25 protein-coding genes and 1 riboswitch are annotated in these 23,837 nt (G+C 36.1%); of the genes, 10 read left to right on the plus strand and 15 right to left on the minus strand.

All coding sequences use genetic code 11. The annotated features are described in order from the left end of the window. Positions 1 to 68 precede the first annotated feature (68 nt). Both BK580_RS17665 and BK580_RS17670 read right to left on the minus strand, forming a co-directional pair. Positions 69 to 848 (minus strand): undecaprenyl-diphosphate phosphatase, encoded by a 780-nt coding sequence (locus BK580_RS17665; RefSeq protein WP_078381622.1) that lies wholly within the window; start codon positions 846 to 848, stop codon positions 69 to 71. An 18-nt stretch (positions 849 to 866) separates the two neighbouring features. Beyond that, on the minus strand, positions 867 to 1,451 hold the full coding sequence (locus tag BK580_RS17670) for an undecaprenyl phosphate transporter UptA (protein WP_078381623.1): 585 nt from the start codon (positions 1,449 to 1,451) through the stop codon (positions 867 to 869). Between the two features lie 199 nt (positions 1,452 to 1,650). Between BK580_RS17670 and BK580_RS17675 the strand changes: the two genes are divergently transcribed. The 4 genes from BK580_RS17675 to BK580_RS17690 all read left to right on the plus strand — a co-directional run bounded on the left by BK580_RS17675 (position 1,651) and on the right by BK580_RS17690 (position 4,251). Continuing rightward, positions 1,651 to 2,004: a hypothetical protein gene (locus BK580_RS17675; RefSeq protein ID WP_078381624.1), complete on the plus strand. Its 354-nt coding sequence runs from the start codon at positions 1,651 to 1,653 to the stop codon at positions 2,002 to 2,004. Positions 2,005 to 2,507: 503 nt separating this feature from the next. Further along, positions 2,508 to 2,927, plus strand: coding sequence for a hypothetical protein (locus BK580_RS17680; RefSeq protein WP_078381625.1), 420 nt, complete (start codon positions 2,508 to 2,510; stop codon positions 2,925 to 2,927). Between the two features lie 57 nt (positions 2,928 to 2,984). Then, positions 2,985 to 3,638, plus strand: a complete 654-nt coding sequence (locus tag BK580_RS17685) for a hypothetical protein (protein ID WP_078381626.1) — start codon at positions 2,985 to 2,987, stop codon at positions 3,636 to 3,638. Between the two features lie 418 nt (positions 3,639 to 4,056). Beyond that, complete coding sequence (locus BK580_RS17690) at positions 4,057 to 4,251, plus strand: hypothetical protein (protein WP_078381627.1); 195 nt, start codon at positions 4,057 to 4,059, stop codon at positions 4,249 to 4,251. Positions 4,252 to 4,291: 40 nt separating this feature from the next. Here the strand turns inward: BK580_RS17690 and BK580_RS17695 are convergent, their stop codons facing one another. Together BK580_RS17695 and BK580_RS17700 are read right to left on the minus strand one after the other, a co-directional pair. Then, positions 4,292 to 5,446, minus strand: a complete 1,155-nt coding sequence (locus tag BK580_RS17695; RefSeq protein ID WP_078381628.1) for a 1-deoxy-D-xylulose-5-phosphate reductoisomerase — start codon at positions 5,444 to 5,446, stop codon at positions 4,292 to 4,294. Positions 5,447 to 5,596: 150 nt separating this feature from the next. Continuing rightward, positions 5,597 to 6,595: a hypothetical protein gene (locus BK580_RS17700; protein ID WP_078381629.1), complete on the minus strand. Its 999-nt coding sequence runs from the start codon at positions 6,593 to 6,595 to the stop codon at positions 5,597 to 5,599. Between the two features lie 268 nt (positions 6,596 to 6,863). Between BK580_RS17700 and BK580_RS17705 the strand changes: the two genes are divergently transcribed. From BK580_RS17705 to BK580_RS23705, 4 genes are all read left to right on the plus strand, one after another. Beyond that, positions 6,864 to 7,484: a hypothetical protein gene (locus BK580_RS17705; protein WP_078381630.1), complete on the plus strand. Its 621-nt coding sequence runs from the start codon at positions 6,864 to 6,866 to the stop codon at positions 7,482 to 7,484. A gap of 452 nt (positions 7,485 to 7,936) precedes the next feature. After that, positions 7,937 to 8,038: riboswitch (purine riboswitch) on the plus strand. A gap of 144 nt (positions 8,039 to 8,182) precedes the next feature. Further along, positions 8,183 to 8,770 (plus strand): xanthine phosphoribosyltransferase, encoded by a 588-nt coding sequence (locus BK580_RS17710; RefSeq protein WP_078381631.1) that lies wholly within the window; start codon positions 8,183 to 8,185, stop codon positions 8,768 to 8,770. Between the two features lie 26 nt (positions 8,771 to 8,796). Further along, complete coding sequence (locus BK580_RS17715; protein WP_078381632.1) at positions 8,797 to 10,326, plus strand: SulP family inorganic anion transporter; 1,530 nt, start codon at positions 8,797 to 8,799, stop codon at positions 10,324 to 10,326. 152 nt (positions 10,327 to 10,478) lie between these two features. Further along, positions 10,479 to 11,138 (plus strand): hypothetical protein, encoded by a 660-nt coding sequence (locus BK580_RS23705; protein WP_169865094.1) that lies wholly within the window; start codon positions 10,479 to 10,481, stop codon positions 11,136 to 11,138. A 230-nt stretch (positions 11,139 to 11,368) separates the two neighbouring features. Here the strand turns inward: BK580_RS23705 and BK580_RS17725 are convergent, their stop codons facing one another. Both BK580_RS17725 and BK580_RS17730 read right to left on the minus strand, forming a co-directional pair. Further along, entirely contained in the window at positions 11,369 to 12,184 is an 816-nt protein-coding gene (locus BK580_RS17725) for an undecaprenyl-diphosphate phosphatase (protein ID WP_078381634.1), read from the minus strand. 145 nt (positions 12,185 to 12,329) lie between these two features. Further along, the gene (locus tag BK580_RS17730) at positions 12,330 to 13,061 is read right to left on the minus strand and encodes a DUF3784 domain-containing protein (RefSeq protein ID WP_078381635.1); all 732 of its coding nucleotides are present in this window, start codon (positions 13,059 to 13,061) and stop codon (positions 12,330 to 12,332) included. Between the two features lie 261 nt (positions 13,062 to 13,322). Here BK580_RS17730 and BK580_RS17735 point away from each other — a divergent pair, with 261 nt between their 5' ends. Next, a complete protein-coding gene (locus tag BK580_RS17735) occupies positions 13,323 to 13,691 on the plus strand; it encodes a hypothetical protein (RefSeq protein ID WP_078382816.1) in 369 nt (122 codons plus the stop codon). A gap of 100 nt (positions 13,692 to 13,791) precedes the next feature. Here BK580_RS17735 and BK580_RS17740 read toward each other — a convergent pair whose 3' ends face one another. After that, positions 13,792 to 14,304, minus strand: coding sequence for a TVP38/TMEM64 family protein (locus tag BK580_RS17740; RefSeq protein ID WP_169865097.1), 513 nt, complete (start codon positions 14,302 to 14,304; stop codon positions 13,792 to 13,794). 554 nt (positions 14,305 to 14,858) lie between these two features. On the opposite strand from BK580_RS17740, the gene BK580_RS17745 reads away from it, so the two are divergent. After that, a complete protein-coding gene (locus tag BK580_RS17745) occupies positions 14,859 to 15,071 on the plus strand; it encodes a hypothetical protein (protein WP_078381637.1) in 213 nt (70 codons plus the stop codon). 85 nt (positions 15,072 to 15,156) lie between these two features. Here BK580_RS17745 and BK580_RS17750 read toward each other — a convergent pair whose 3' ends face one another. The 8 genes from BK580_RS17750 to BK580_RS17785 form a co-directional block, all read right to left on the minus strand. Then, complete coding sequence (locus BK580_RS17750) at positions 15,157 to 15,633, minus strand: hypothetical protein (RefSeq protein WP_078381638.1); 477 nt, start codon at positions 15,631 to 15,633, stop codon at positions 15,157 to 15,159. Positions 15,634 to 15,746: 113 nt separating this feature from the next. After that, positions 15,747 to 16,913 carry an FtsW/RodA/SpoVE family cell cycle protein gene (locus BK580_RS17755; RefSeq protein WP_078381639.1) on the minus strand — a complete coding sequence of 389 codons (1,167 nt, stop codon included), beginning with the start codon at positions 16,911 to 16,913 and terminating at the stop codon, positions 15,747 to 15,749. Positions 16,914 to 17,155: 242 nt separating this feature from the next. Next, positions 17,156 to 18,475, minus strand: coding sequence for a hemolysin family protein (locus BK580_RS17760; RefSeq protein ID WP_078381640.1), 1,320 nt, complete (start codon positions 18,473 to 18,475; stop codon positions 17,156 to 17,158). 451 nt (positions 18,476 to 18,926) lie between these two features. Further along, positions 18,927 to 19,514, minus strand: a complete 588-nt coding sequence (locus tag BK580_RS17765; RefSeq protein WP_078382817.1) for a DedA family protein — start codon at positions 19,512 to 19,514, stop codon at positions 18,927 to 18,929. A 368-nt stretch (positions 19,515 to 19,882) separates the two neighbouring features. Further along, complete coding sequence (locus BK580_RS17770) at positions 19,883 to 20,521, minus strand: serine/threonine protein kinase (RefSeq protein ID WP_078381641.1); 639 nt, start codon at positions 20,519 to 20,521, stop codon at positions 19,883 to 19,885. Between the two features lie 57 nt (positions 20,522 to 20,578). Beyond that, positions 20,579 to 21,016, minus strand: coding sequence for a DUF6376 family protein (locus tag BK580_RS17775; protein WP_078381642.1), 438 nt, complete (start codon positions 21,014 to 21,016; stop codon positions 20,579 to 20,581). A gap of 519 nt (positions 21,017 to 21,535) precedes the next feature. Next, positions 21,536 to 21,760, minus strand: a complete 225-nt coding sequence (locus tag BK580_RS17780) for a hypothetical protein (protein WP_139365000.1) — start codon at positions 21,758 to 21,760, stop codon at positions 21,536 to 21,538. 206 nt (positions 21,761 to 21,966) lie between these two features. Beyond that, positions 21,967 to 23,835, minus strand: a complete 1,869-nt coding sequence (locus BK580_RS17785) for a PTS fructose transporter subunit IIABC (protein WP_078381644.1) — start codon at positions 23,833 to 23,835, stop codon at positions 21,967 to 21,969. Positions 23,836 to 23,837 lie beyond the last annotated feature (2 nt).

Here is a 23,837-nt window from a genome sequence, read left to right on the forward strand (position 1 = left end):
CAATTGCACCCGTTTTGGTAAATAACACCATACATTCATCTTACTATGAGAAATTCACCTGTCAACAATTAGAATAAATCAAAATGTTGTAGGACGATGATAGCTATACCTAATATCCAAACATAGACTGCAAAGGTGCGTAGCGAATGTTTTTTCAAATAATTAATCATCCATTTTACCGCGAAATATCCGAATAGGCAGGAAGATAATATTCCAATTACTAATGCAAATAGTGAGATATCCTCGCGCCCTACTTGAGCAACCTCGACTGTTTGCAAAAACACTGCCCCTGCAATTGCTGGAGTGGATAAAAGAAAGGAAAAGTACGCTGCCGTTTCCCGGTCCAATTTTCGAAACAAACCAGCAACTATGGTAAGTCCGGACCGAGAAATTGCTGGAAATATTGCTGCCGCTTGAAAAGAACCAATAAAAAGTGCATCTTTCCAAGAAATGTCCTCCATTTTCTTAGCACCTTGTTTAATAGAGTCAGCGAACCACAGAAAAGCACCAGTGATTAAAAATTCCCAGCCAATTGTTACTCCGGATTTCGAAATTTCTTCAAAATAGTCCTTAAAGGTTAGACCAATTACAACGGCTGGAATTGTTCCAATAATTAAAAGAAAAGTGAGTTTATGAAAAGGATTACGAATGATTTTTGCGAATTCTTCCCTATAAAAGTACAAGACAGCAATTAAAGTACCAAAATGCAACATGGTATCTAGTAATAGACCTGCCTCTTCCAAGCCAAATAAATTTCTACCTAAGTATAAATGGCCCGTACTCGATATAGGCAAAAACTCTGTTAACCCTTGGATAATCCCTAGTATAAAGGCTTCTAACTTTGACAATTTAATTCTTCCTCCTTTCTATCCACGTTTACGATCAAACACAAAATACGTTATAGCTCCTAAAATAAGTAAAATCATCATAGGAACAATTAAAGGCTGTGCCACTTGTTTGATTTCACGCCAATTTTCTCCAAGCTGAAAGCCTATAAATAAGAATAAAATAGTCCATGGAATCACTGCTGCAATCGTGTATAGTAAAAACGGCAAGAATCGCATCTTAGCAATACCAGCAGGAATGGAAATCGCATGACGCACAACTGGAATAAAACGTGCTGTGAAAATCACAATTGGTCCGTAATTCTGAAACCACTTCTCCGATAAATCAAGATGCTTTGGGTGAATGAAGATATACTTCCCATACTTTTCTAAAAAAGGTCTTCCTCCATAGCTACCTGCCCAATACAAAAAAAGCTGAGCTAGCGTTCCACCAACTACTCCCGCTAAAGCAGCACTGAAGAAGCCCACTTCTCCTCGAGCTATTAAATACCCACCATAGCCAAGGACAATTTCACTTGGAATAATCTCTATCATTAATCCGAGTGCAATCCCTAGCACACCTAATCCAGTAAATAGTTCAAAAACAGTAAGAAAAAATTGCTCCATCTATATCGCCTCTTTTTGGAATGTTGTCCCTACCAATGTATGAGAGCAAGTCCATGAAAAGCACAGAAAAAAAGGAAGAAAATTAGGGAAATATGTTTCACTAAAATCCCCTAATTTTTTCGAGTGAAAATAAAGGAATATGAAGTAAATTGTCGAATACTATTGAGGATTGTCTAATAAATTTGTGAGGTGAATGGTTATGAAGAAATTATTCTTTCTATCCATATTCCTCCTTTTTCTTACTGCCTGTGGCCAAGCTCCAGAAATCCAGGAACGATTCTCCTATTTGGAAGTAGTGGATCATCAAGAAGATGCATCTCTGTCAGAAATTGAAGATATTGACCTAATACTAAGATCAGGTGAAGTAATTGTAGGGCTTGAAAATGCAAACGAAGCATATTCTCGATACAATTTTGAACAAACCCCTGCTTATGTCATTTTTGAATACACTGGTTACCTGACAGATGATATGATTTTGTTTACCTATGAACAAGAAGAAGCCATCACACACCTTGAACAGTTAATACAACAGCAAAAAGAAAAAGAGGAATAAATAAAGTCGGCCGCAGAACGAAACGTATACTTTTCGTTTTCTGCGGCTCGACTTTTTACATTAAATTATTATGCGGCTCAAAATGAAAGCGGTTACTTCAAGTTAACTCGTCCTCCTCTATTAGATTTGGGTGCACGGCTTGCGACTCAGACTGGCACTCTGAGGGCGACTCCCAAGACTGCCCGCGATCGCTGCCACCTGAGCTGAGGCACGGAAATCTACAGGATGTTCAAAGAGGCCACCGTATTTTCAGTGTAGCTTACTGTTAAAAGTACTTTGTAATCCAAAATAAAAATAGACTTAAACTAAATACTTTCTTTACTCAGGAGGGTTAATATGGGGAAACTTTGCTTTGGATCATATTGTATAGGATATGACTTGCTAGCAATTACAATTATTTGCTTCATTATTTTATATATCGGTTATCGGTTTCTTGGCCATGAAGATTAAACCCAGTGTTAAAAGTATGTGTACGTCGCATACTAAAGTCGAGGTGAAACAAAATGAAAAAGATTTCACTCCTTCTTTTACTGGTTTGCTTATACTTTTCACATTCAGCCTTAGCTACGCCTAACCTCCAAATAGAGGTTTTTGATGTAACAAAAAGTGAAGTTGTTAAGACGATCCCATTGGATGAAAACAAAAGAGATACAGCAATAACGCTTGTACAAAGTGTAGAATCTCTTTATCCAAAGCTTAATCCAACACCGAAAAATGGAATAATGATAAAGGTACCCCTTGATCCTAAGGTGCGTATCGATCATGAGCTTCTTAATGATCCAATAATAGAGGTTATCTTTATCTTTCCAGAAGAAGAGAGACCCTATATGCTTATATTTAATGAAAAGAAGGATCACCCATTATTTTACTATTTCTCTGAAGATTCCTCAGGTTTCCTTAAGGATTTAGGTATAACTCTATGATGGATTTCTGAAAAAATGGTTACACTAACAACATCTAAATAATTGGAGGAGCTTGAAATGAAGATACGCTTTGTACTCCTTTTGGCTATTTTTGTTAGTGTAACTGCCATAATTGGTTGTAATACAAAAGAATCAATACCAGGAAAAGCCGCCACACCACCATCTCTTCTTCCTGTATCTGGCGACTATACCTTTCAACGTTATATTGAAGACAAGGAGCATACTGAATATAGAGTGCTTTATAGCCAAGTACCGGAGAGTAAGCTTGTACAAGTGAAATTAGTTCAAGAATTGGATACTACAGATATAGCAGAATCTAATAATTTTTATGAGGAGTTAGAAGATGGAATTTATGGATATATAGTATTATCAGAGGATTTCCCGAAGGACTGGTCAGCAAAAGATATAAAAGCATTTCCAAAAACAAAAATTATTGGTTACCCCTTAGAAGTTGGAAATGAGTGGACCGAAAAATTATCAGATCTCGATGTGGATATTACTTATCATATTCGTTCAATTAATACCAGTGTAGAGACACCTGCGAAAACATTTAACGATGCAGTTGTAATTGATTTTGAAGAAAAAGATAAGGATGGAACAATTCTACGAACAGGCTCCTCCACATTTGCTCCTCAAATTGGTTGGGTACGTCATGAATCAACGGATGAATACTTGATGGATGTTCATGAATTAGTGAAAATAAACGAGTGACATTAATCAATGTATAGTTAACTGCTAACTATTTGTTGCAGTTCTCTTTGTTCTGATTGGATCTCTCTCTACTATTCACTTTGATTTCTTAAAGTTTGGCGAATTGCTAAATGCAAGCATTCCTCTACTTACTAAACTGCCAACATTCTCGTATCGTTCTTCTCCCAAGCATGAACTCTCTTTGAAAAAAAACCAATTTTATACCAATATTTCAGAACCTTTTACTCCATACATTCGTTTAAGATTAAGATATAATCTTTAATCTTTGTTTTTACATAAATGTAATGAAGAGACAGGTTAAAATCGTGTATAATAGCAGACATACGATAATTTCATAAGGGTATATAAATACCAATAAAATACATTACATTTTTCCGATTTCTTATTTAATCATAAACACTTATGGGGGGATGGACTGTTGAGGTTAAGTAAAATCATATTTGTTATTAGCATTATGGCAAGCTTCTTAATGTTAGTGGCATCTGTTATAGCATTTGTTATTCATGATATCTGGTATTTTTGGATGATGTTTGCTTTAATGGTTGTCAGTATATTGCAAAATATTTCAGTATATAAACATATCTATACAAGCGAAGAACCTGCAAAAAGTTAGACCGCACCCTTTACTAATAAAAGTGCGGTCTTTTGCCTGTTTAATGTAATATTTTCACATAATTTTTCACGGCTTTTCTTGCCCACTGATCCGCCTCGAAAATATCATCTAAGCTCGGGTCCATTTGCAGTTGATGAGATGACATTGTTTCATAAAGTAGCTTCTCTATATCAAGGAACCCAATTTTCCCCTCTAAAAATAGACGATTTGCCACTTCATTCGCCGCATTTAACACAGCCGGCATTGTTCCACCAGCTTTCCCCGCATTAAAAGCATATTGTAAGCATGGAAATCTTTCAAGATCAGGCATTTCAAAATGAAGAGTGGTAAGCTCAGCAAAATTTAATCGTTGGTAAGAACCTTTTAATCTTCTTGGATGCTCTAATGCGTATTGAATAGGAACTCTCATATCAGGAGCCCCAAGTTGAGCCATCACAGAGCCGTCAATAAATTCCACCATAGAATGAATAATACTTTCTTTATGTACGAGCACATCGATTTTTTCATACGGAATATCAAATAACCAATGGGCTTCTATTACTTCAAACCCTTTATTCATGAGAGTCGCACAGTCAATAGTTAACTTTGCACCCATGTTCCAGTTTGGATGTTTAAGAGCGTCGTAGGCTTTCAAGTGGCGCATTTCATCTCTTGCTCTATCTCTAAATGCTCCACCAGATGCGGTTACAATTAAACGTTCGATATCTTTCTCATTCTCACCGTTTAAGCATTGATAAATAGCGGAATGCTCACTGTCTACCGGAATTAACTTGCAATTATTTTCTCTAGCAATCTCTGTAACTAGTTGACCAGCTGCAACTAATGTTTCTTTATTAGCAATGGCAATATCTTTCCCAGACTTTAGCGCCTCTATTGTTGGCAGAATACCTGCAGCTCCAACAACTGAACTCATTACAATTTCAGCAGTAGTGTTTGCTGCAACTTCTATAACTCCTTCTACCCCGTAGTAAATCTCCGTTTCAGAAGGAATCTGTAACCGTAGCTGTTCAGCTAAATCCTTGTTCCCAATACTAACTTTCATTGGTCGAAATTCATTGATTTGTTGAATCATCAAATCAATATTATTTAATGCTGTTAACCCCACCACTTTAAACTTATCTGGATGCTGCCGCACCACATCTAAAGTGGAAGTTCCAATCGACCCTGTTGATCCTAGAATGGTAATTTTCTTCATATATCTTACTGCCCCTTTATGTTATCGGTTTTTTTTTGATTAAATTATTGATTTTATAAAAAACATTCCTATCACCACTTTCAAGGTTAGACGAGAATTTCCTCAAAAAAGTTTCAAAAATATTAGGAAGCTAGCATGCTAGCTTCCTAATTATAATTTCATCTCTGTTCCAAGGTATTTGCCTTTTTCATCATATAACAAAAATTTCTTTTTCGTTTTTTCTCCATCTATTAATCTTTCTGGAATTTGAACATGTAATAGAAATTGTTGATTTTTCACCTCGCTAGCGGTTTGATAAATCATTTCGTCTTCTATTTCTATCACCAAAACTACTCTTTTAACTTTATCTTTATCTGGAATTAAGCCATGCAAAAAGGTAATCTCTTTATCAGCATTCTTAATTTTCTTCTCTTCAAAACAAAAAGCTTTATCCCCTACCATCGAATACGTATCAGAATCTTCTATAGTATGTAGTGTATATCCTTCTTCACTTAGTTCAAAGCTCCCCAATACAGTGTTTAAATTGCTATCGATAAGCGAATGCAACATGAAAGTCTGATTATCTTCATCCACAAACATAATTTCCATATCTCGATAATCTGCGGCTTCAGCATCTAAGGCATCTCGTAATGTTCGATAATGAAAGATTGGCGAAGCACTACTTTTTAATAGGTTTTCTGCTTTTTTAATTTGTGTAAAATACCTTTGAGGAGGAATGTCGATACTTTTGGGTCCACTCTCATCTACTATATCAGTGTAAATGGTTTTAATAGCCAGCTTCTGATTTTCCCCAGCAAATAATACATATTTTCCTTTATTCGTCTCTAGTAATTCCGAATAAAAACTTTGTTCATCTAATATTTTCACTAATTTCAGCTTTTGATTTAGGCCTTTTTTTAATAGCATAATACCAATCTGTTCTTCCTTATGTAAAAATGTAGCAATCAACATATCCGAATTATCAACTGTAATTAATTCTAAAATAAATGGGGCTTCTTGAACGCCTTCGTTTTCTTCATACCAATTTTGAAGAAAGCTCAATATATCCCTTTCTGAATTGCTTATGGAGTAATTTTTATAATGGTTTACTATCACACTTAGAAACACCACTAGACTTGCAATGGCAATTAAAGATAATATTCTTTTCAAGTCATTACCTCCCACCAGTATTATTAAGGTTTTATATAAATTGAAATAATTTACTATTTATTAGTCCGATAGCCTCACCTTCTATCTTAGAACAGTTTAACTTAAGTGGCTATTGGGAAAGTACATTCTTCATTTACGATTTAATTCTTTATTTTCACTATCTATTTTCCTCCACCAGTAAATTAATACCACAAATAAGGAAATTATTACATTTTTTTTGAACTATGGGGTAAGTTATGTAAGGAATATACATTAAGGAGGGAATCGATTGAAAAAAATAGTATTATTTATGGTATGCTTCGCTTTCTTAATAGGGGTAGCTTCAGTATCCCCTGTTGAAGCAACCTCTCACCATACTTATCATGGCGACAAGCATGAACATCCAATGGAATGGGAGGAAGCCGATAAAGAAAAAGCAGCCGAATTAATAAAACTCGGATATGACAAACATGATATCTTTCATGCTTTAAAGCTTTCCCAACTAGCCAATGTAGAGGTGGAAAAAATATTAGCCTATTATAAGGAAAATAAATCTTGGGAAGAGACAGCCGCACATTTTGGGGTAGATAAAGCAAAGGTTAACCATCACCACAATTGGAAAAAACACAAAAAGTATCTCGAAGAAAATAAAGACAAAGTATTGCCATACTTAGCTTCATACTTAAACAAAGATGAAGCAGAGCTTACTAACTACCTAGAGGAAGGTGCTAAATTACATACTCTTGTAAAAGCATCTATTCTTTCAAAATTGGCCGGAATAGAAATAAAAGAGATACTTGCGAAATCAGAAAACGGTCAAACTTTTCGTGAGATCGCAGAAGAATACAAAATAGAAAAAGCAGACATGTTCAAAGAAATGAAAAAACTCAAACAAGCTATTGAAGAATAGAAAACAGAAGCTGGGACAAAAGTGTTTTAGTCTAAGAAAAAGCCGAACTAATTTGAGTTTTAAGATCAAATTAGTTCGGTTTTTTTATGTGTTCAACTATACGTTTAATTTTCAGGCTATTCCTGCGGTTGATTGGAGTGTAAGACGAAGACTCCTGCTTAGAGAAGTGGCCAATGTGAGACCCCGCATGCGAAGCCGAGGAGGCTCACGGGTCACCCGCGGAAAGCGAAGTCTTGCACGAAAATCAATAGCGGTTTTTAGAGCCGGTACTTAAATTGTACGTCTTTTGTAAGAGTTTTTTTAGTTTTGCCCCATCCTCATTTACCGAATAAACTGGATAGCTTTTCCTTTAAACACGAATTTATCCTCTTAATTATTCAAAAATATTCGTTTTTTACTCTTTAGGGGTTTTCAATTCCGTTTTTTTCATATATAATCACATCATAATCCAAACAATTTAATATATCCAAACTCGTATAATAGTGGGAATACGGCCTACAAGTATCTACCAAGCTACCTTAAATGGCTTGACTACGGGTGATAACTAGACAAAAGGTTTACAGATAATAGCATAGTTTTCATGCTATTATTTGTATGTTATTTTTTCATGAAACCCGAAAGTCGAAGTGGTCACTTGTAGTATTATGCTATAGTGTCATTTCGACTTTCGGGTTTTTATATTCTTAGGAGGCACAATCATGGAATTATTGCAAAAAGCCATTGTAGAAAAAGGAACTGTTCTACCAAACGGTGTGCTAAAAGTAAATACATTCTTAAACCATCAAATAGATACAGAATTAATGATTGAGATTGGGAAAGAGTTTGCCAATAGATTCAAAGACTCTTCCATCACAAAAGTCGTTACAATTGAGTCTTCTGGAATCGCGCCTAGCTTTTTTGCTGCACACGAGCTTAAAGCACCACTTTTGTTTGCGCGGAAGAAAAAATCACTTACCCTACAAGATAATGTATATACAAGTAGTGTTTATTCCTTCACAAAGCAAGAAACAAGCGAAATAACGATAGCGAAAGAATTCCTTAACTCTAACGATAAAGTATTAATCATTGACGATTTTCTCGCAAATGGCCAAGCTGCATTAGGATTAATTGATGTTGTAAAACAAGCTGGTGCAACAGTTGCAGGAATCGGGATTGTCATCGAAAAATCCTTCCAACCAGGTAGAGAAAAACTTGAAGAAGCTGGATTTCGTATTGAGTCGCTAGCTAGAATTCAATCTCTTGATAATGGCGAGGTTACTTTTTTGAAAGAAGCTGTTCAAATCTAACATGATTGAATTTTGGAGGTATGACTATGTCATCAAAAACTGTAAACTATCCTTGGTATAAAAAAGAAGATACGGACGCTTTTTTCGCATTATTTCAAAATAATCTAGCAAACTTCGTTATCATTGCTGTTACAATGCTTGGAATGGGCTTTCCAGCAAGTATCGTGTTCGGGAAAGTCATACCTGGTGCCGCAGTTGCCGTTATGTTTGGAAATATATACTATGCCTATATGGCAAATCGTTTGGCCCAAAAAGAAGGCAGAACTGATGTTACTGCTCTCTCCTATGGTATTAGTACTCCCGTAATGTTTGTATTCTTGTTTGGTGTATTAGTACCAGCAAAAACAATAACTGGTGACCCTGAGTTGGCATGGAAAATTGCAGTTGCTGCAGCATTTTTAAGCGGTTTTATCGAAGTATTAGTGAGCTTTACAGGAAATTGGGTTCGTAAGCAGTTACCGAGAGCTGCGATGCTCGGTGCAGTTGCTGGGGTTGCACTAACTTTTATTGCCGGTGAAATGTTATTTAACACCTTCTCGATTCCAGTCGTTGGCTTAGTAGCACTTGCAATTATCATCGTTGGAATGGTTGGAAAGATGGCAATGCCATTCAACATCCCCTCTTCGTTATTTGCAGTTATTATCGGAACCATTTTAGCTTTCACATTAGGCTATCAATCTCCTACTAAAATTAGTGAAGGCTTAGCACATATTGGTTTTTATCCATTACTACCATCACTAGCAGCATTTGATGGAATGACATATTTATTCGGATCACTTATTGGCTTACTAGCTATCCTTCTACCAATTTCACTTTATAACGCCATTGAGACAATGAATAATGTTGACGCAATGGCAGCAGCTGGCGACTCTTACGATATTCGTGAATGTCAAGCAGTAGATGGGGTCGGCGCTATGATTGGTGCAGCATTTGGTGGACCATTCCCTACGACTGTATATATTGCTACAGTCGGTTCTAAGTGGATGGGTGCAGGACGTGGGTATAGTATATTAAATGCGATTGTCTTTGGTATTACCGCAGTAACCGGCGTAATTGCTACCCTTGCTGCTATCATTCCTTTGGCAGCAGTTGCTCCTATTTTAGTGTTTGTTGGAATTTCTATGGTTGCAACAGCCTTTCAATCAAATGAAAAAAAATATTTCCCAGCTGTTGCAATTGCGATGCTTCCATACTTCGCAAACTATGTAATGACACGCTTTAACAACAATGCAGGTGAAGTAGTAGCTGGTATTTCAGAAGGAATTGTACCACTCGGTCAAGGTGCAATGTTTACCGCTATTATCCTAGGTGCAGTCACCGTATATGTAATCGATCAAAATTATGTAAAAGCCGCCTACTTCTCATTAATCGGTGCTGCCCTCTCCTTCGTAGGATTAATGCATGCACCTAAATTAGCGATAAACGCAGCTCCTGATTTTGCAATCGGATATATATTAATCGCAGTATTCTTCGTTTACTGCACATATCAACACGCTAAAAACACTGGAAAAACTGAAAAAGAATTTATAGCAAAGCAACACAACAAAGCTTCCTAAATAAAATTGATTAAAAATGAGCTCTTTTCTTAAAAATAGAAAAGAGCTCATTTTTGCATAGAAAAACAATACCCCACCACGACCGCTGCTCGGCACCGATTGGACATTTGCACATACAATACAAAGTAATCCTATATTGAAGGAGGCTAATTATGTTATCTCAGCGGTGGAACGGTCCCCCTAATATTAGAGGTTTTGGAGGTTTTGGAGGTCCAGGAGGATTCGGTGGGGGTTATGGTGGTTTTGGCGGCCTCGGATTTCCATTACTCGGCGGATTAGTAGGGGGGCTCGTTGGTAGTGCTCTATTTAACCCATACGGAGGTGTCTTTGGTGGAGGCGGCTTTGGCGGCGGATACGGAGGATTTCCTGGTTATGGTGCAGGTCCAGGATTCGGCGGTAGACCAGGATTCGGTGGTAGACCAGGATTCGGTGGTAGACCAGGATTCGGCGGTGGACCAGGGTTCGGCGGTGGACCAGGGTTCAGTGGTGGACCAGGGTTCGGTGGTGGACCAGGGTTCGGTGGTGGACCAGGGTTCGGTGGTGGACCAGGGTTCGGTGGTGGACCAGGGTTCGGTGGTGGACCAGGGTTCGGTGGTGGACCAGGGTTCGGTGGTGGACCAGGGTTCGGTGGTGGACCAGGGTTCGGTGGTGGACCAGGGTTCGGTGGTGGACCAGGGTTCGGTGGTGGACCAGGGTTCGGTGGTGGACCAGGGTTCGGTGGTGGACCAGGGTTCGGTGGTGGACCAGGGTTCGGTGGTGGACCAGGGTTCGGTGGTGGACCAGGGTTCGGTGGTGGACCAGGGTTCAATTGAAAAACTTGATTTTATAACAAACCAGAGATAAATAATATTGAAAAGAAATGCGGACTCTTTAATTTACAAGTAACTTAGGGGGTCCAATTTCTATTTTTATGTGCAAGTGAACGTTAACTTATCCTCTTTAACTCCACTTATTTATTTCAGTGATTTCTCTGTATTTAAACTCGAATGTCACTAAAAAAAAGAAACCCCACACTATCGGAGTTTCCTTTCGGCAATCTTTTCTATAAAAATATAATTACTAAAGGACCTACAATAAAGCAGTAGATTGCAAAATAAACAAGATTTCCTTTAGCCATAATGTTCATAAACCATTTTAACGCAAAATAAGAAGCAACAAGTGAACCAAGGAAAGCTACAGTATAAGGTAGAATCATCTCATTTAGATTAGGCATGCTGATAAGGTCCGATATCCCTAATAATGTTACTCCAAAACTGATAGGAATGTACATTAAAAAGGAAAACTTCAAAGCCGTATCTTGTCTCATTCCCATTCCCATTGCTGCTACAATCGTAGCACCTGATCTGCTAATTCCAGGGACAAGCGCGATAGCTTGAGCAAAACCAACAATTATAGCATCTCTTAATTTCAGATCTGTGTCGTTTTTCCGTCCTCTTAAGTTACGGATAAGGAATAGTGCCACACCCGTGATAAGCAGGGTTACCCCTACTACTTTTACATTACCGTCGAGTTGACCGGCAATATCGTCCCCAAATAAAAAGCCAATAACTCCTGCTGGTATAGTTCCAATGATTAAAAATAGGACAAAGCGAAAATCTGACTTATCCTCACTGTTACGTTTAACTATATATCTAGTAGCTCCAAAGAAAAGTTGAGAGATTGACTCTCTAAAAATAAAAAGAACTGCTAAGAGTGAAGCGAAATTTACAATAATTTCGAATGTTAACCCTTCTAGTTCAATTCCTAACAATTTTTGCAATATCAGAACATGACCACTCGAAGAAACTGGTATTGGTTCAGTTACACCTTGAAATATCCCTAATAACAAGTATTTTAGTAAATTAATTAAATCTTCCATAAATAATAAAACCTCAATTTCATTTAATAATAAAATTTAATATAACATATATAAGCTTACAAGGATACCCTTCTATATTCACTATAAAGTTTTAGGATTTTATATAGGCGAAAAAGTAGCGTTAAAAATAGCAATGCCCTTCCGTTTAATTAGTATTTTCTATTTCTTGACTAAGGTGATTATACCAGTTTTCCGTTTGAATAGCTGACTTGGAATTAATAAAAATTTGCTGATCTTCTAGCTCAATATACAAATAGGGTGCATCTCCCTTATACAGATATAATAAGCTATTTCCAAAATCTTTAACTTTAAAATGTCCTTTCGACATAGTTGGCAATCCAAATCCATTGGTTCTATAGGTGACCTCAGGCATTACTTCAAATAGTTCTACACGTCGGATCTCCTCGTACTTCCATTCATCACCATATAAGCCAGTTACTTCGAACGTATCCTCTTGAATTACCAACTCAAACTCTTGATATCCTAAAACGGATAAGCCCGCAACAAACCCGATTACCACAATAAAAAGCACCATACTAATGATATAACTTCTCTTACGTTTATTTATCACTTCATATTTCGATAAGTAAATAAACCCACCAAGTAAGAATACAAGCATAAAACTAAATTGTACCTCGAGAGCATATGTAAAAGGAGTAAATATTAATGGAAACAATATTAACATTCCAAGTGCAGTACCAATCAATAATTTTCCGATTCTTTGTGGATATCCGTTTTGGATTAACTCTGCTTGTTCCGCCTCTGGTCGCGATTTGAAGTTAGAAATAAGGCCGTATGCCTCTTTTTTTAAGATTGCCCACCCTAAAATTAGGAATGTAAGGACCACCGAAAGTTGAATAAAAAACAATAACCACATTCTCTCTCCCCCTTTTCTCGAATTACTCTTCCTAAAAAGTTTATGCTATTTTCCTTTATTTTTGCAAGTTTCATCGTATTTCTCATGTCTAATTATTTAATGGCATATCTTAATAGTAGCAAGAAAGGAGGACACAAAAGTAAGATGAGTGCTCTTGCGTTGTTTATTCCATTAATAATTTTCTTTCTTTTTGTTATTTGTCTGCTAGGGTTCCTAACAGCCAAATCCGCTACTACATTCGACTGGAAAAGAGGGGCAAGCATGATTAGAGTTGTATATTATTACTTAATTTTATTCATGACATTAATGATGACGATTGGAGGTAGTGTGGCAGCATTTATGGCAATTGCTGATATTGTGTCACCTCCAAGCTATTATCACAGTTACATCGAGTATCAGGAAATGAAAATAGCCAATAAAACGAAATACAATGATCAAGGTGAGGCTATCTCAACTCCTGAAATTAATGAAGAAGAACTACGAGAGGAATACAATCTCGTAGTTGCTCAAGATAAAGAGAGAAATAAAGAAAGAGCTTGGAATACCCTCATCAAAGGCTTTGGCTGGATAGTCATTCCTTTGCCTATCTTTATCTTTTACCAACGTAAGATAAGGAATAATCAAGAATAAGAACTTAACGCGTATAAAACTCTCGACAAATAAAATAAAGCCTCCCAAAATCCCAACTCTTGGAGGGGCTTTATCTTTAACATGGCATTAAACTAAAAAGCTACTGCCTTCCTACCTTCCATTTCTTCTTATTTACCCCAAAGCTAAATTTCAATTTTAATTTTCGGTATAGATAATAACAAGGAATCGAAGCAAATAATAGTCCAATTATGATATATCCTTGTATCTCTTCAGTTAATAATCCATTTGCAATAGCGCTGAGCAAAAACAAATACAACATATTCCCTACTGTTGTAGCTAAAAGAAATTGAGATAACTTTATAGAACTAACCCCAGAGACTGTATTAATAATACTTGAAGGGATAAAAGGGATTACTCTTAAATTAAATACAAATAAAAATCCATTTTGCTCCATTTTCTTGATAAGCGAAGCATTAGCTTTTCTCAGAAGTATTGATTGAAACCAGTATCTATATAATAGGAAGGATAATAGCGCACCGACTACACTTGTCGCAACACTCCATAGGTATCCATTGACAAACCCAAAGAGCATTATGTTTACCATTATGATGATAATAATGGGAATAAGCGTAAATAAATTTTGGATTAACATTAATAGCAACATAATAAAAAGAGTTATATATAATTCCTGCTCTAAAAAATTTAGGATAACATCAATATCTCCACTTTTAATAATAGAAAACCATTCCGAATTAAAAACCCAAATTAATAAAATAACTATTACAAGCAAAGATAAGGTTTTTATTATCCTCTTACTAGATATAGGAGCCCCCCCTTTCTCATATTCCTCAAGAATAATGATTATTTTAACATTTAAATTATCTTTCTACGGTATACAATTTAATAAGTTAATATGAACAAATGCAGAATTTATCAAGTTACTCGATTCAAAATTATATGTTTGAAATTTCTATATAAAGCATTAAACATTCATTTTTGTTTTCATCATCTTTCAGTATTAATACATTTCTAATTTAATCTCCTTTCTAATTCTACAATACTCTGTTTTTGCCATTTTATCCAATCATATGAACATATTTAACTATTAAAAATAAAAGCTTGTATCCGGTCTAAACTTCAGTTTTATTCAATATTTTAGAAAAAGAAGATCCTAGAAAAAATTTTAATCATTAAGGGGGACCAGGGATGTTTGTCGTTCATTATTTAACAGATAACGCAATTGTATTAACTCAGTTTAAAAAAAATGTTCCCGCTGAAGGTGATATTATCACAATTAAGGGACGTAAAGGAAAAGTGGAGATAGTAAAGCAGAATGAAGCAAACCATATTCAAGTTCATATTGTCTTTGAAAAAGTAGTAAAAAAGCCATTAAATGTAATTGATAAGAAAAAACGATAAATTTATATACCCGAGCATACAAATCATGATTTTCATTAAAACACATAGATTCACAGCCCTTTATTTTACAAAAAAAAGCGATCCTCTAATAGAATCGCTTTTTAAATCCTTCTTCAATTAAATACTGCTTCGCTTCATTATAGGATAGGAATGTTCCGTCTAAATTTTTACCGGCATAGACATTCCACATATCATCTTCATTTATAAGAATCAGGCTTTGCTGATCTTCATTCGCCCATCGTTCTTCCTCAAACTCAACCGTTTCAGAAGATACTTCTGACTCCTCATAGCTCATAGATACCAAAGCTTTTTCAATTACAGTACGTAATTCTTCTTCCGAAAATTCTCGAATGTTTACCATTCCTTTTTCGTCTACTCGGTATCCCTTTATACCTTTCGCATATACATAGCCATTTCCATTTGGATGTAAATGAAAGACAACGTTCTTTTTATCACTACGACTTTCGTTATACTGGAAGTTCACACGCTTTAAGGAAACATCCTTTCGCTCTAGTTCTGGAAAGGATTCGATAATTGCAAGTTTTTGTTCAAAAGTTAACATAGTGCCTCCAAAAAAATATATTTGATCATTTCTACATTATAACATTAGAAAAAAATATCTCCAAAAGCATTTAGTAAGACCGTTACCCTATTTGCTATTCTATACAAAACATTTTAGTTAAAAACATATTTTCTCGTTCGTAATTGCACATTCATAACGATTCCAATCGCTATCATATAGGTCAACAAGGAACTACCTCCATAGCTGAAGAACGGAAGTGGTATTCCCGTAATTGGCAATAAACCAACTGTCATCCCAACATTTTGAAAAACCTGGAAGGTAATCATTCCAATGATACCAGTACATAAATAAGAACCATACGGATCATGACATTGTAGAGCAATAATTGTTATTTTATGAAGAAGTAAAAAGAACAAAGAAAGAACAACTGTAGCCCCCAAGAACCCGAATTGATTCGCTATTGCCGAAAAAATAAAATCAGTATGAGATTCAGGAAGATATACATTCATGGATCCATACCCAGCACCAGTGTATTCTCCAGACCCTATCGCTAACAATGATCGAACTAACTGAAACCCTTGGGCATCTTGGTATTCGTACGGATTTAACCAGCCATAAAATCGATTCAGCTGATATTCAGGAATAAAATACGTATGAAAAAACTCAGGAAACTGAATGAAGATATAGAGAAACAAGGCAGCCGCTGCAATACAAATCGACACAATACCAATAATAATTCTCCACCGTATCCCTGATACTACTATTAGAGCAGCAATAATAGAAAGGTATACTAACGTGGTACCCATGTCAGGCTGTTTAGCAACTAATAGAATAGGTACAAGTGACGCTCCCATTATTTTAAATAGTAGAAGAAAGCTTTCTCTTACACTTGAATCTTCAAATTTTGCACGATGATCTGCAATAACCTTACTAAGTACTAAGATTATCGAAATTTTCATCAATTCTGAGGGCTGAAAATTCCCAATTCCTGGAATGTAATACCAACTTGTTGCCCCTTTTATATTCATTACTAATGGAGCTGGAAAATTAAATTCAAGTCCTAATAAGAAAATAACACCGATTCCATATGTGATCCATGCAAGATTTCTCAAATAATCAAAATGAATTAATAATGAAGCCCCTATACCAAAAGCGCCAATTAGAAACCATAACAATTGTTTTTCCATAAAATTAATTCCTTGCAAGTTAGATGGTAAAGTCGGCTCTATGCTGTCTATTGCAAATAAACTAGCAAGTACCATCATGAGCATCAGAAAGATTAACGTTATATCTAATTGCTGTTTATCATTATACTCCATACATACTTCTACCTCGATTTATAAAAGCTTTGGTGGACCAAGCTTACTTTATTAGAAGACTACAATCATGTAATGCATTGTTTGTATTGTTATCTTAACGAATAAATCATATGCGAGTATTTCTGTACAGTCAATTATTTTTATTAGAAGATTGAATATATATTCAGAGGATTAGTAGTTAACAACCGATTATATTAGAAACAGAAAAAGCATCGCTTCTTTAGGAAGCAATGCTTTTCCAGTTATCTATTTTCAGTTAATGCTCCTAGCTGTAAGGCTACCTGTTTCACTTGGTGATTTTCCATTTCTAGGATAGTCCAACTATGTTTATTTTGCTCAAACGTTTCAATTGAATCATCATCAGCATTTTGAATTTGAACTTGAATCCAGCCACCGATCGTATCGATATCTACACTTTCATCAAAAGTAATACCAAACTGATGCTCAATCTCTGTTAGTAGAACACGACCATTAATGTGATAAATTCCTTCAGCATGTTGTTGAATTTCAGGTACTTCATCTGAATCAAATTCATCACGGATTTCTCCTACGATTTCTTCTAAAATATCTTCCATCGTAATAATCCCTGCTGTTCCACCATACTCATCTATGACAAGAGCAATATGCACTTGATCTTCTTGCATTTTTAGTAAGGCATCTTGTAAAGAAGTGAACTCATGAATCAGAGGAAGTTCATGAAGGAAGTCTTTTAATTGACCTTCACGCCCTACTGCAATACTCGTTAACATTTCCTTCACGTTTACAAAACCAATTATATTATCCTTGTCTCCATCATCTGTAACAGGATAACGAGTATATTGATGCTCATCAAGTGTAGCTATAATCTCAGCACGTGAGAACGTTTGTGCAAGTGTTACTATTTGTACCCTCGGAACCATTATATCTTTCGCAACTCTCTCATCGAAAGTAAAGATGTTCTCCATATAGGATAGTTCTGTTTGATTAATTTCCCCGCTTTCAAAACTCTGCGCCATTATTATTTTTAATTCTTCTTCAGAGTGAGCTTGTTCATGACTAGCAGGTTGAACTCCAAAAACACGAAGAAGTATACGTGCTGATCCGTTTAATGTCCAGATGAGAGGATACATCGCTTTACCAAACCAATATAAAGGAGTGGCAAAAAACAATGTCATTTTCTCAGCGAACTGAATAGCTAAGGTTTTAGGTGCAAGTTCCCCTACAACTACATGCAAGAAAGTTACTAACGAAAACGCAACTACATAAGATATGGCACTTGTCATGGAAGCCGAGACTCCAATATTATGGAGGAAAGGATTTAAAATGGCTTCTACAGTTGGCTTTCCTAACATACCAAGACCTAATGCTGTTACTGTAATACCTAGCTGACAGGCAGATAAGTAATAATCCAAATCGTTAATTAATTTCTTTGCTATAATTGCTTTTTTATTTCCTTCTGCTATTAATTGATCAATACGAGACATACGCACTTTTACTACTGCAAACTCTGAACCTACGAAGAAGGCTGTTAGCGCAATTAATAAAGCCACTAAAAGCAAGTTAATAATCGTTATACTGTCCAATTGGTTCCCTCTATAATGAGGGATTCACCTCCGAAAAATAATAGTTTTAGATTTTATTCTTATTAATTATACCGATTCAATGGAAATATTTCTATTTTTTATATATGCTTTCTCCCCCTATAAAAAACTAAAAAACCTTCACCAAACTAATTGGTAAAGGTTTTTAATTTATATAACACCTTTACCTTATAGGCAAAGGTCTCGCAAACAACAATGAATGTTGCCAGTTAGGCCGGCGATGCATAAACATCACGGATTGACGACATAACTGTTAGCTACTCCCCTTTGGAGTATTATAAGCTTACTTGGAACAGCAGTTTTACTCTTAAACTACTAAGTTAATAATATTAAATTATAGCTCATAAGTCAATTTCTTTGCAAAATAGCCATGTAATAACCACAAAATTATTGCATTATTTCTTTACCCTATTCTAAATTTAAAAGAGAAGGTTTAGCCATTAATGACTTTCCTTTTCTTTCTTATTTTCACTATTGCAATAACAAGCAATATACCGATTAATAAGAATCCTAAAGGCTTCATATATATAGAAATTGTGGCTGCGGCATCCGCCCAATGGGGTCCGAGCTTGTACCCTAAATATACATAACCCGCTGTAATAGGGATCATTGCGATGAACGTGTAAATGGAGAATACCCAAATATTCATTCTCGCCATTCCACATGGAATCGAAATGGCTGTTCTAATCCCTGGAATGAATCTCCCCAAAAACGCAATACCCGGTCCATACTTATTAAAGAAACGTTCTGCTGCATTGATTTCTTTTTCTCTTATCAAGAAATATTTCCCATATTTTTCAATGAGAGGTCTACCACCATAATATCCAAGCGCGTAAAGTGTTAAAGGACCAGTCACCCCGCCGATACTTCCAGCAAGTATTGCCCAAAACAAGAACATATCTCCTTGATAAACCCAATAGCCCACTAAAGGCAATACCAGCTCAGCTGGGATAAACTCAAATGTTAATGCTAAAACAATCCCAAAATAGGAAAGACTTTTAAATGCTTCTAATAAGGTCATGATTAATTCTTCAAACAATTTGTTTCCTCCTGTTAGACCAATTAACTTATGTGGATGCTTCCAATGATTGAATACAGGAAACTTTTATCACACTATCATCCGTATATTTGATTTAAAGTAAAATCATTTTTACTATTATTATTGATTATAACAATAGAGCTAAAGGAATCGAATTTAGTCTTGTTAGTAAATATTATTTAATTTTAACATGCTAAAAAGGAAAAAAGTAGTATAAAGGGATTTTACCATTTTTTCGCTGCTACAGAACGCTTACAACCAACATTTGTAGTATATGTTTTTATTGGATTCAAATACAACAAATCAACCAAAAGAAAGCACTTCTCTAGCTAAGGAAAAGTGCTTCATTTTTATCTAATTAATTTTGTTAGTAGCTTTCTTTTATATAGAATAGCGATTAAATTCAGCAGTGCTCTAGGTATTTTCTTAGGAAAAAATCGATGAATATAGAATTTATAAAAAACATACTTCATATCGTCCCATTGAGAACATTGCTTCATTTGTTGAAAACGTGCTACATCGATAATTTTTGCTTTTTCATTTTTTAATACAATAATATTATGCAAATGAATATCTGATGGATTTAGTCCTCTTTTTCTAGCATACAAAAGGGTCTGATCTATTTGCGCTATCTGGTCTGATGATATTCTAACACCTTTCACTAAACACTCAAATAGCGTATCGCCTTCCAAGTAATCTATAACAATAAAGTTTTCACCACTACAAATCAAATTTGGAAAACCAGATACTCCTTTTAGTTTCTGATATATTTCTGCTTCCTTCCTCGCTATCTTTTCAAAAGGTGGGTAAAATACCTTTAAAGCGAGTTTGCTTGATGGAAGCCTAAATACATAAGCACTCCTCCCTGAACCTATAATAGTTAAGGAGGCATCTTTGCTTACCACTTCAGTCCTGTGCTTACCTTGTTGAAATACGATACTTTGGGCCAATTTGTTATACTGTGTAAACCCTTGTGTTTCTTGTGTCATTTACAACCTCTCACTCTCACCTATACTCTAAAAAGAGGCAATCTATATTATCTGTTATTAGAGGCCTAAATCTTCCACTACATTCATCAAAGTAGTTACTTCATTTATTAATTGGAAAAGCTCGGAGTTTTGTAATTTCTCTAATGCTAATTCCCCATTTACCATGGCACTGTCGATAACTTTTTGTAATTCTTCATTCTTTTCTACTATTTGTTGATGGAGATCCTCTGCTATTGCCGGGGGATCTGCCTCGTTAAATTCTTCGATTTCATCTAACAGGACATGTAATTCTTTCTCAAGTTCTTCTTTTGAATCTAGATTTGTCGCTGCCTCTTGAATTAATTGTGGCGCTTCCTGTCCAAAATCTTGCCATGTATTTATATGCTCAGTAGCCTTATTTGCATACTCTAATGAACTGTTTACTTCTTCTAATAAGGAACAGCCACTTAATAGTAGAGATGAAAATATAGCTAACACAATTATTGCTTTTTTCATTTACTATCACTCCAAATCCTTTACTTTTTCTTCATTCTCTTTTTGACTTCTTTCATCACTACTGGCATTACTTTTTTTCTTGCTATATCTACACCTTTTTTAAGAATAAAAGCCTTCACTAATTTTTTTATCATCGTCTTTAGTTCCCTCCTTTTCATTTTTCTTGTTCCCAAATAGAAAAAGGCCCTTCTCCGGATTATGGAAAAGGACCTCTTAAAATACAAAAGACCTTTGCCAGATAACACTTACTGACAAAGGTCTCGCAAACAACATATCGTTGCCAACAAAGCCGAGGATAAAAATCCCGTAATGACGACTTTGCTGTATAGCTACTCCCCTTTGGGAAAGGATATTAAATTTAATTGATGGTATTATCATAACTTAAGAGGGGAAAGTCGTCAAATATAGCCCCGCAAGTCAGAAGGCAGAGCGCTTGGTAGCACACAGATGACTTTTCTACAATTAAAACAACCCACGTGAGTAAACGTGGGTTTAATGCTGTCTTTTTTCAAATTAAACCTAATAATAAGGATAGTACGGATAATATGGTGGCGGATAGCCATATCCATATGGGCTGAGTAATGCACCGCCAAGTAAACCTCCTAATAACCCACCAACAAAGGGTGCTCCATAGTAAGGTCTTCTTCCATACGGGCGTCCATAACCATAACCATAACCATATGGTCTTCTCCCATATCCTGGTCTACCTATAATTCTTTGATCATTTGCATCTATGATTGGCATATTAATATTTTGACCGTGATAATAATTTTGTAGCTGATCCATGATTGCCTCCTCATTCCTTTTTCAATAGAATTTCTTTGTCTATAAAGCCTTCTTTTATAAGTATGAAGGAAGGAATCAGGTGGTACATTGTCTAAATACGTAAAGACCACTCAACTGTTAGTATCACTAGTAGTTGAGTGGCCTTCTAAGTCTTTAATGCTACACTATGCTGTCGTTCGTTTCTTTAATAAGCCTACCATTAATGCCGTCACAAAAGCACCAATCAAGATTGCTAAAATATATAATAAAATACTACCAGTAACGATTGGAATAACAAATATTCCACCATGTGGAGCAGGCAAGCCGATTCCAAAAAACATGGTTAAGGCTCCTGCAACTGCTGCGCCCACTACCGCTGAAGGGATAACGCGCATCGGATCTGCTGCTGCAAATGGGATTGCCCCTTCAGTAATAAAAGTTGCCCCCATGACATAACATGTCTTTCCTGCTTCTCGTTCTTGCTTGTTAAATTTATTTTTAAATAAGGTTGTAGCAAGTGCTAATCCCAGTGGTGGAACCATTCCAGCTGCCATTATCGCAGCATGTGGTGCATAGTTTCCAGCATCAATCATCGCAATTCCAAAGGTGAAAGCAGCCTTATTGATCGGACCACCCATATCAATCGCCATCATCGCACCAAGTAATAATCCTAAGAACACTAGATTACCAGAGCCTAACCCGCTTAACCAAGCTGTTAATGCTTCATTAAATGCTTTTAATGGAGTTACAACTTGAAGCATAATCATTCCCGTGATAAAGATACCCAATAAAGGATATAATAACACCGGTTTGATTCCTTCCAAGGATGCAGGTAGTCCACTCAATAGTTTCTTTAAGCCAATGATGATATATCCTGCAAGGAATCCAGCAATAATACCACCTAAAAACCCCGCTCCGCCAGTAGACGCCATTAATCCCCCAACCATACCAGCAGCTAAACCTGGACGATCTGCAATACTCATCGCGATAAATCCAGCGAGTACTGGAATCATTAATCCAAAGGCATTTCCACCACCAATGGTCATTAAAGCTTCTGCAAACCAATGATAGCTCGGGTCATTCGGATCTGATGCATTGATACCAAACATAAATGATAAAGCAATTAAGATTCCGCCTCCAACAACGAATGGAAGCATATTGGATACACCGCTCATTAAATGCTTATAAAATCCAGAACGACCTTTTTTCTCTTCAGATTCAGAAGAGGCTTTCCCAGAACTTGTATAGGTTGTTCCTTCCCCTTTACTCGCTTTAGTTAGGAGCTCTTCCGGTTTGCGAATCGCTTGCGCAACTGGAACTTGGATTATTTTCTTCCCATTAAAACGCTCCATATCCACATGTTTATCTGCTGCGACGATAATTCCCGCAGCTGAATCAATATCTGCCTTCGTTAATTCATTTTTTACTCCGCTCGATCCATTCGTTTCTACTTTTACAGTAAAACCAAGCTCTTTTGCCTTTTGTTTTAACGCATCCGCTGCCATATACGTATGTGCAATACCAGTTGGACAAGCAGTAACCGCTAAAATCATTCCCTTTTCATCTGCTACTATTTCCCTTGCTTCCTCTTGGAATAGTTCTTTTTCTTTTCTATCTATTAAACTAATAATCTCTTCTTTAGTTGCAGCATTTACTAAGCCTACTCGAAAACCCGTGTCCATTAGCATAGAGGATAAACGAGATAATGTTTCTAAATGCGCATTATTTGCTCCTTCACTAGCCGCAATCATAAAGAAAAGATGACTTGGCTGACCGTCCAATGCTTGATAATCCAGACCTTGCTTTGAAACACCAAAGGCAATCGCTGGCGTTTTTACCGCATTTGTTTTGGCGTGTGGTATCGCAATACCTTCCCCAATTCCAGTAGTGCTTTGTGCTTCTCTTGCAAGGATTGCTTCTTCATAGCCTTTTTTATCTGCAAGCTTTCCTGCTCGATCGAGTGTATCGACTAATTCACGGATAACACTGCTTTTCGAGTTAGCTTGTAAACGAAGTGTGACAGTTTCTATCGTTAACAAATCTGTAATCTTCATCG

This window comes from Sutcliffiella halmapala, assembly GCF_002019665.1.
GTDB lineage: Bacteria > Bacillota > Bacilli > Bacillales > Bacillaceae_I > Sutcliffiella_A > Sutcliffiella_A halmapala.

Coding starts and splice junctions, on each gene's coding strand:
- BK580_RS17670 (WP_078381623.1), bottom strand. CDS start 1,451: ATGGAGCAATTTTTTCTTACTGTTTTTGAACTATTTACTGGATTAGGT.
- BK580_RS17675 (WP_078381624.1), top strand. CDS start 1,651: ATGAAGAAATTATTCTTTCTATCCATATTCCTCCTTTTTCTTACTGCC.
- BK580_RS17680 (WP_078381625.1), top strand. CDS start 2,508: ATGAAAAAGATTTCACTCCTTCTTTTACTGGTTTGCTTATACTTTTCA.
- BK580_RS17685 (WP_078381626.1), top strand. CDS start 2,985: ATGAAGATACGCTTTGTACTCCTTTTGGCTATTTTTGTTAGTGTAACT.
- BK580_RS17695 (WP_078381628.1), bottom strand. CDS start 5,446: ATGAAGAAAATTACCATTCTAGGATCAACAGGGTCGATTGGAACTTCC.
- BK580_RS17710 (WP_078381631.1), top strand. CDS start 8,183: ATGGAATTATTGCAAAAAGCCATTGTAGAAAAAGGAACTGTTCTACCA.
- BK580_RS17715 (WP_078381632.1), top strand. CDS start 8,797: ATGTCATCAAAAACTGTAAACTATCCTTGGTATAAAAAAGAAGATACG.
- BK580_RS23705 (WP_169865094.1), top strand. CDS start 10,479: ATGTTATCTCAGCGGTGGAACGGTCCCCCTAATATTAGAGGTTTTGGA.
- BK580_RS17725 (WP_078381634.1), bottom strand. CDS start 12,184: ATGGAAGATTTAATTAATTTACTAAAATACTTGTTATTAGGGATATTT.
- BK580_RS17730 (WP_078381635.1), bottom strand. CDS start 13,061: ATGTGGTTATTGTTTTTTATTCAACTTTCGGTGGTCCTTACATTCCTA.
- BK580_RS17735 (WP_078382816.1), top strand. CDS start 13,323: ATGATTAGAGTTGTATATTATTACTTAATTTTATTCATGACATTAATG.
- BK580_RS17740 (WP_169865097.1), bottom strand. CDS start 14,304: ATGTTAATCCAAAATTTATTTACGCTTATTCCCATTATTATCATCATA.
- BK580_RS17745 (WP_078381637.1), top strand. CDS start 14,859: ATGTTTGTCGTTCATTATTTAACAGATAACGCAATTGTATTAACTCAG.
- BK580_RS17750 (WP_078381638.1), bottom strand. CDS start 15,633: ATGTTAACTTTTGAACAAAAACTTGCAATTATCGAATCCTTTCCAGAA.
- BK580_RS17755 (WP_078381639.1), bottom strand. CDS start 16,913: ATGGAGTATAATGATAAACAGCAATTAGATATAACGTTAATCTTTCTG.
- BK580_RS17765 (WP_078382817.1), bottom strand. CDS start 19,514: ATGACCTTATTAGAAGCATTTAAAAGTCTTTCCTATTTTGGGATTGTT.
- BK580_RS17770 (WP_078381641.1), bottom strand. CDS start 20,521: ATGACACAAGAAACACAAGGGTTTACACAGTATAACAAATTGGCCCAA.
- BK580_RS17775 (WP_078381642.1), bottom strand. CDS start 21,016: ATGAAAAAAGCAATAATTGTGTTAGCTATATTTTCATCTCTACTATTA.
- BK580_RS17780 (WP_139365000.1), bottom strand. CDS start 21,760: ATGCCAATCATAGATGCAAATGATCAAAGAATTATAGGTAGACCAGGA.
- BK580_RS17785 (WP_078381644.1), bottom strand. CDS start 23,835: ATGAAGATTACAGATTTGTTAACGATAGAAACTGTCACACTTCGTTTA.